Source organism: Bowmanella denitrificans (assembly GCF_039522935.1).
Taxonomy (GTDB): Bacteria; Pseudomonadota; Gammaproteobacteria; order Enterobacterales; family Alteromonadaceae; genus Bowmanella; species Bowmanella denitrificans.
Genome location: NZ_BAAAEI010000041.1, coordinates 1 through 600, shown reverse-complemented (window position 1 = coordinate 600; position 600 = coordinate 1). Strand labels below are relative to the sequence as shown.

The following is a 600-nucleotide window of genomic DNA, read 5'->3' as shown; positions in this document are numbered from 1 at the left end:
ATGACGCCGGAGCAAATTGAAATCCGCGAGTTGAAGAAGCGCATCGAACGCATTGAATTAGAAAAGGACATTCTAAAAAAGGCTACCGCTCTGTTGATGTCGGACTCCATGAACACTTCTCGCTAATCGAGAAACTCAACAAGAGCAACCGGGTCAAATACCCGGTAGCCACGCTGTGTGAGGTGTTTGAGGTCCAGCGCAGCAGTTTCAGATATTGGTTGAACCGGAACAAGGGTATTTGCGCGCAGACCGTGCGTCTGCACAGTGAAATCCGGCAAATTCATCGTCAAAGCAATGGTTCAGCGGGAGCGCGCACGGTCGCCGATATCGCCACCACACGCGGCTTTGCGTTGAGTCGTTACCGGGCTGGCAGGTTAATGAAAAGGCTCGAACTGGTCAGTTGCCAGCCACCTAAACATGCTTATAAAAAGGCGACGCAAGCCCATGTGGAGATACCCAATATCCTTAATCGGCAGTTCGATGTGGTGGCCCCCAACCAGGTTTGGTGTGGCGATGTCACCTATGTCTGGACCGGCACGCGCTGGGCTTATCTGGCCGTGGTCCTGGACCTGTTTGCGCGTAAACCTGTGGGATGGGCTT

The 600-nt window shown here is 53.2% G+C and carries 1 pseudogene; it reads left to right on the top strand.

Features of this window, described 5'->3' with window-relative positions:
- Nucleotides 1–600 (top strand): annotated as a pseudogene (locus tag ABD028_RS23215) (IS3 family transposase); the annotation flags it as partial.